5 protein-coding genes and 1 tRNA gene are annotated in these 7,173 nt (G+C 49.7%); 5 read left to right on the top strand and 1 reads right to left on the bottom strand.

Annotated features, from left to right (window positions below):
- Positions 1–76: 76 nt before the first annotated feature.
- Positions 77–826 carry a copper homeostasis protein CutC gene (locus VIR50_RS10270; protein WP_331935037.1) on the bottom strand — a complete coding sequence of 250 codons (750 nt, stop codon included), beginning with the start codon at positions 824–826 and terminating at the stop codon, positions 77–79.
- 186 nt (positions 827–1,012) lie between these two features.
- On the opposite strand from VIR50_RS10270, the gene rsmA reads away from it, so the two are divergent.
- From rsmA to VIR50_RS10245, 5 genes are all read left to right on the top strand, one after another.
- Positions 1,013–1,816: a 16S rRNA (adenine(1518)-N(6)/adenine(1519)-N(6))-dimethyltransferase RsmA gene (gene rsmA, locus VIR50_RS10265; protein ID WP_331935036.1), complete on the top strand. Its 804-nt coding sequence runs from the start codon at positions 1,013–1,015 to the stop codon at positions 1,814–1,816.
- Between the two features lie 54 nt (positions 1,817–1,870).
- Positions 1,871–1,952: transfer RNA gene (locus VIR50_RS10260), tRNA-Leu, on the top strand.
- A gap of 151 nt (positions 1,953–2,103) precedes the next feature.
- The gene (locus tag VIR50_RS10255) at positions 2,104–3,435 is read left to right on the top strand and encodes an FAD-dependent oxidoreductase (RefSeq protein WP_331935035.1); all 1,332 of its coding nucleotides are present in this window, start codon (positions 2,104–2,106) and stop codon (positions 3,433–3,435) included.
- A 1,037-nt stretch (positions 3,436–4,472) separates the two neighbouring features.
- A complete protein-coding gene (locus VIR50_RS10250) occupies positions 4,473–5,483 on the top strand; it encodes a lysylphosphatidylglycerol synthase transmembrane domain-containing protein (protein ID WP_331935034.1) in 1,011 nt (336 codons plus the stop codon).
- Between the two features lie 11 nt (positions 5,484–5,494).
- On the top strand, positions 5,495–6,952 hold the full coding sequence (locus VIR50_RS10245) for an aminoacyl-histidine dipeptidase (RefSeq protein ID WP_331935033.1): 1,458 nt from the start codon (positions 5,495–5,497) through the stop codon (positions 6,950–6,952).
- Positions 6,953–7,173 lie beyond the last annotated feature (221 nt).

Here is a 7,173-nt window from a genome sequence, read left to right as displayed (position 1 = left end):
GCCACGTCAGTGATGAAGTGTTGCGCATGGGCACATAAGGTAGTGGCCATGAGCAAAGCAGAGATCAATACTTTTTTCATAACAGTTTTGCTATCGTGTTTTTAACTCTTTGTTCGGTCGTAAGCATGAGGTTGGTTTCCTCCGCTCCCTTCGTTCCCATGTAGACAGAAGGGTTGAAATACTGCATAAGGCTGGGGCGAGGTTCCCGTGCCGAGAAGTGGAAATTGGTGACTCCGGTCTGTTGTTGAATCATGGCAATGTTCGCTTCGTTGACGCCACAGCCGGCCATAATCTTGAGTCGATGGCCTGCTTGTTGGTGAAGTTGGCGCAGAAGGTCCACCCCTTTGTCGGCCGTGGGTTGTTGGCCGGAGGTCAGGATGCGGTCGAATCCCAAGTCGATGATGTCTTCCAAAGCCCGCAAAGGCTCGCTGCAACGGTCGAAAGCCCTATGAAAGGTGGCGTGCATGTTGCCCACATGCTGCATCAGAAAGGCGTTGGCTTCGCGGTCGATGTGACCTTCGGGCGTGAGACAGCCGAAGACCACGCCGTCGACACCTGACTCCCGACAGAGGTCAATATCCATAGCCATGCGCTCCAACTCAAGCGGTGTATAAAGGAAATCGCCGCCCCGGTTGCGGATAATCACGTGAAGACGCGTGGAAGTGAGCACCTTTCGTGCCATCTTTATCTCGCCATAAGACGGCGTGGTGCCGCCCTCGGGTATGCCGGCGCACAACTCTACTCGGTCAGCGCCTGCCAATTGAGCCTGCTGACAGCTCTCAACGCTATTGGCACACACCTCGATCTCAAATTCATTACGATTCATAAAAGGATAGGTTTTTTGCTTTTAGTCATTATAACTGCAAAGCTACTAAAATTATTTTAATGAGGAGTCATTTGCCCATAAAACTCTAATAATAGGGGCCTTTGGGGAAGTTTGGCAGCCAAGAGCAGGCTATTCAAAAAAGAAATTCGTACTTTTGCAGCCTATATTATCAAACTCTTCTGTTATATGAAAGCAGTAAAGCCAAAGAAAAATCTGGGTCAACACTTCCTCACAGACCTCGATATAGCCCGCCGAATAGCCGATACGGTAGACGCCTGTCCCGCTATTCCCGTCTTGGAAATAGGTCCCGGCATGGGTGTTCTCACACAATATTTGGTCAAGAAAGACCGTCCCGTCAAGGCGGTGGAGATAGATTCGGAGAGCGTAGCTTATCTTCATGAGGCTTATCCTGCGCTTCGGGACAACATCATTGGCGAGGATTTCCTTCGCATGGACCTCAACCGAATCTTCGACGGCAAGTCTTTTGTCCTGACGGGAAACTATCCTTACGACATTTCCAGCCAGATATTCTTCAAAATGCTTGACTATAAAGAGCTCATACCCTGCTGCACCGGCATGATACAACGCGAGGTGGCGCAGCGTATCGCCAGCGCTCCGGGCAGTAAGGCGTACGGCATTTTGTCGGTACTTATTCAGGCTTGGTACGACGTGGAGTACCTTTTCACGGTGGATGAGAACGTCTTTAACCCTCCTCCTAAGGTAAAGAGCGCCGTCATTCGCATGACCCGAAACGGCGTGACCAGCTTGGGATGCGACGAACAGTTGTTCAAGCGCTTGGTCAAAACGGTGTTCAACCAGCGCCGAAAGATGTTGCGCGTGTCGATAAAGCAGATGTTTGGTGCCGAGAAACCCGGTCCGGAGTTCTTCGCTCTCGACATAATGACGAAGCGCCCCGAGCAACTCACGGTGGCACAGTTCGTGGATTTGACCAACACGGTGGAGGAAGCACTGGGCCGATTGGGCAAATAAAACGGGCTATTTTTTGGCAGTTATCCGAAAAAGCATTACTTTTGCAATCGTTATGCGCCTGTGGCGGAATTGGTAGACGCGCTAGACTTAGGATCTAGTAGCTCACGCTGTGCAGGTTCGAGTCCTGTTAGGCGCACACGAATGACTGATATTAGAGTGCTGATAGATTGGGAACAATCTGTCAGCACTTTTTGTTTTAACACGTCGACAGCCCATCCCCATATATATAATGTAAGGAAAATAGGGGATAAGAGACGGCCGGCAGAAGTTTTTAAAGCGATATTTTTATGGATGAAAGAGTAGTAAAAAACCTGATTATCGGCTTCGGTAAGGCCGGCAAAACGCTGGCCGCGGACATGGCCGGGCACGGTGAGACCGTGATGTTGGTAGAAGAGAGCAACACGATGTATGGCGGTACATGTATCAATGTGGGATGTATTCCGTCGAAAAAGCTCATCGTGGAAGGTGAGAAGGGCCAATTGACGGCCGACAAAAAAGAAGTCTTTGCCCGGGCGATGGCGCTGAAAGAGGCGCTCATAGGCAAACTTCGTGACGTAAACTATCACAAAGTGGCCGATTTGGAAGGCGTGGAAGTGGTCGACGCGACGGCTTCTTTCGTCGACAGTCATAGGGTAAGGCTTATCGGAAAGGATGGTGAAACGCTCGTAAAGGCTGACCGTATTTTCATCAATACGGGCTCCTCGCCCAACCAACTTAAGATAGCGGGCGCCGACAGCAAGCGTGTTTACGACAGCACCGGACTGTTGTCGCTCGAGGAAAGGCCCGATAGGCTGGTCATCATCGGTGGCGGTTACATATCGTTAGAGTTCGCTTTCATGTATCAGGCCTTTGGATCGAAGGTGACGATACTTGACGCCGGCGACGTATTTTTGCCTCGTGAGGACCGTGACATAGCCGAGGAAATGCTGCGAGTGCTGACAAGTAAGGGCATAGAAGTACGGCAAGGCGCACGCACGGAGCGCATAGAGGACCATGAAACGGCTGTGACGGTGGTGACCAACGGCGGAGACATTGAGGCCGAAGCGGTGCTTGTGGCCATCGGGCGCCATTCCAACACGGCCCGCTTGCAGCTCGATAAGGCCGGTGTCGGCATGGATAATCGGGGCAATATCGTCACCGATGAGCACTTGAAAGCCGCTCCCCATATTTGGGCCATGGGCGACGTGGCCGGTCATGGGCAGTTTACTTATCTCTCGCTCGACGATTACCGTATCGTGAGCAGCCAGCTATTTGGCGACGGTAGCCGCACCACGCTCAATCGGGGAGCCATCCCCACCTCGGTATTTACCGACCCCACGCTCTCTCATATAGGGCTTACGGAGACCGAGGCACGCCGTCAGGGCCTTGACATCACGGTGAGACGACTGCCCGCCATGGCCATTCCCAAGGCCAAAGTGCTCGGTAAGACAGATGGACTGTTGAAGGAAATCGTCGACAATCATACGGGTGAGGTGCTCGGGACCACGCTTTTCTGCGCCGAATCGCACGAGCTTATCAACCTCTTTAAGGTGGTTATCGACCATCACATACCGGCGTCGTACGTGCGCAACATGATTTTTACCCATCCCACAATGGCCGAAGGGCTGAACGATTTGTAACATCGTTATGGGTGGTTTTCAGATAACCGGCCATTCAGAACTTATTTTACAAAAGCTCACGGATGGCCGCGTTATTTGAAAATAAAATACTTTTACTCGTGAATATCGCATTGTAGCGTGTTTTTGCAATGCTTTGTTAATCAATGGTTTATTGTTTTTAAAGCAAAAAACAGTGTGTTTAAAAAGGATGAAAGCACTGCTTTGAGGGCTTTAAAACGGCTTTTTCGTGCGGCGAAAGCTGCGTGTTAGCGTGGTCATAGCAGGCCTTTTGCCACTTTAAACCATGGCTTTTGCTTGTTGATGGATAGAAAATAATCTGCTGATTGGGTTGATTCTACCTTTTCGTTTGCTAAATGCGCCTATTCGGAATACATCTTTTTATAGGAATAATTTTTACAAATTATCTCCCTCATCCTATCGTCCCATCATCTAATCGTCAGCCTTTGGCAGGTCGCAACAGTGTAAGGGATAGCGTCGAAGGCCAAAAGAAAAGCGGCTCCAGATAATTCTGAAGCCGCTCATTATTTGTAACTTAAATAATCGTTGTTGTGTGGAACACAAGATTTACTTGTCACCCAAGTTAATCTTGTTGTTCAAATTGATGGCCTGAGCAATCATGATTGCTACAATGGCAAATGAAATTAATGCTACCATAATACTTTAATAATTTAATTGTTATCCTTTATTTACGTTTCACAACCTCATCGGTTGCTTCTTAATTGTGGTGCAAAGATACGACAATTTGGCTGTGTGCGCAAACAAATATGTTAGAAAACATGTTATAGACCTTTTTTGTTGATTTACGTCAAATTAAGAAATTGATTGGCCACATTATACTCGAAAATCTTTATCTTTGTAATATTAATATTCAACTTTCGCTAGTATCCCAACCGGTCATGGGGCAGGCGAGGGCGTATAGAGGCGATTTAGGGCTGCATGGGGGGTGGTTAATGCCGCTCAAACAGCAGACCGACGGCCCCTGAGATGGCCCTGCGCAGACGCGTCAAACCGGGGCGCTTGTGAAATTTTATTACCGTATGAATAAGGTTGAACACCACAAAATAACGAACAATATCTTTAAGATAGGCTTGTCGCTCCTGCTGGGAGGGCTGATTCTTTATTGGATGTACCGGGACTTCGACTTCCGAAAGATAAGCGACGTGCTGCTCTACAAGATGAATTGGACGTGGATGTTGCTGTCGTTTCCCTTTGGTATCATGGCGCAGGTGTTCAGAGGCTGGCGCTGGCGGCAGACCTTGGAGCCGGCCGGAGAGCGGAGCCGTTGCGGCGTGAGAGTCAACAGTATCTTCTTGTCTTACGCCGTGAGCCTTGTCATTCCACGGATGGGAGAGTTTGCCCGTTGCGGAGTGCTCAAGCGCTATGACGGCGTTTCCTTTCCCAAAGCCTTGGGCACGGTGGTGACCGAGCGGGCCATCGACTCATTGCTCGTGCTGATGATTACGGCGCTGACCATCTTGTTGCAGGTCAGAGTGTTTGATACGTTCTTCGCAAAGACCGGCACCAGCCTCGACAGTGTGCTGACCCAATTCTCTGCTACGGGCTATCTCGTCACGGCCATTTGCGGTTTGGCCGTGCTCATTTTGGCCTTTTATCTGTTAAAGAGATTCAGTATATATCATAAGGTGAGGACAACCTTCGCCGGCATTTGGCAGGGCGTGATGTCCTTGCGCAGCGTAAGGAACGTGCCGTTGTTTATAGTTTTCACGCTGGCCATTTGGGTTAGCTACTTCCTGCACTACTATCTTACGTTCTTCTGCTTTGACGCCACGGCCCATTTGGGGCTGATGTGCGCCTTGGTAACGTTCATTGTGGGCAGCATAGCGGTCGTAGTGCCCACGCCTAACGGCGCCGGTCCGTGGCATTTCGCCGTGAAGACCATGCTGATACTTTATGGAGTGGGCAGCACGGACGCCCTTTATTTCGTGCTCATCGTGCACACCGTGCAGACCATGCTCGTCGTTTTGCTGGGCATTTATGCGTGGATAGCCTTGTCATTCACAACAAGAAAGCAAATTCAAACCACCTAAATATTCAATTTATGGGAGAAATCAGAAATCTAAAGCCAGCGTGCATTTGGCGTAATTTCGATGCACTAACACAAGTTCCACGTCCATCCGGACACTTGGAAAAAGTACAGAAATTCTTGCTCGACTTCGCTAAGAGCGTGGGCGTGGAGGCATTTCAAGACCCCGCCGGCAACATTGTCATGCGCAAGGCTGCCACACCGGGCATGGAAAACCGTAAAACAGTGACCATGCAGGCCCACATGGACATGGTGCCACAGAAGGCTCCGGAGAGTAAACATAACTTTGAGACCGACCCGATAGAGACCTATATCGACGGCGAATGGGTGAAAGCCAAGGGTACGACCTTGGGTTCGGACGACGGAATGGGCGTGGCTGCCATCATGGCTGTGATGGAAGCTACCGATTTGAAGCATGGTCCGGTGGAGGCACTCATCACCGCTGACGAGGAAACGGGTATGTATGGTGCCAACGATTTGCCCGAGGGCGAGTTGGAAGGCGACATTCTCATGAATCTTGACTCCGAGACTTGGGGCAAGTTTGTTATCGGTTCGGCCGGTGGTATCGACGTTACCGCCACGCTCGATTATAAAGAAGTGGCAACAGATGCCGACGATGCGGCCGTGAAAGTTACGCTGAAAGGCCTCCGTGGCGGCCATTCGGGCTTGGAAATCAACGAAGGCCGCGGTAATGCCAATAAGTTGATGGTGCGCTTTGTGCGTGAAGCCATCGAGGAAGTGGACGCTCGTTTGGCCAGTTGGCACGGCGGCAACATGCGCAATGCCATTCCTTTCAAGGCCGAAGTGGTGCTGACGCTGCCTAAGGAGAACGTTGAGGCGCTGAAAGAAATGGTCGCTGATTGGAAGAATGACTTTGAAGATGAGTTCAAGACCATTGAGAGTGGCATAGAATTCTTTGCCGAGGATGTGGCTACACCTGCTACGGAAGTGCCCGTGGAGATACAAGACAACTTGGTCAACGCCATTTATGCTTGCCATGATGGCGTGATACGATTCATTCCCGTTTACCCCGACGTAGTGGAAACTTCCAGCAACTTGGCCATCATTGATATTGAAGCAGGCAAGGCTGCCATCAAGATTTTGGCTCGTTCTTCGCGTGAGGACATGAAAGACTACGTGGCTACCATGCTCGAAAGCTGCTTTAACATGGCCGGAATGAAGGTTGAAATGAGTGGAAGCTATGGCGGTTGGGATCCTAATCCCGACAGCGAGGTGCTCCATTTGCTGAAGAAAATCTACAAGGAACAGAATGGTGAGGAAGGTATTGTGCAGGTAGACCACGCCGGATTGGAGTGCTCGGTCATTTTGGGCAAGTATCCTCACATGGATGTTGTGAGCTTCGGACCAACCCTCCGTTCACCCCACACTACGACAGAGCGTTGCCTTATTCCTACGGTAGAGCCTTTCTGGAACCTCCTGAAAGCCGCTTTGGAACAAGTAGGCGTTAAGTAATACGATACGAAAACTGCGTGTAAAGGTTTTTGTTGTAAACCTCCAAACATGTTAAGAAACATATCTTTTTGTTTGGGTGTTTAGGCAAAAACCTTTACTTTTGCATTCGTTATCCTGAATACAATCTTTTTACCTTAAAGGAAACTAATACCTATTGAAGATTTGGAGCGGTCGACTGTGAAGTTAATCGCTTTTTTTGTGCCCTTAAATGAAGGTCGGTA

Origin of the sequence: Prevotella sp. (assembly GCF_036570325.1) — a bacterium.
In the GTDB taxonomy this organism is placed as follows: Bacteria; Bacteroidota; Bacteroidia; order Bacteroidales; family Bacteroidaceae; genus Prevotella.
This window is presented reverse-complemented; position numbering and strand designations above follow the sequence as displayed.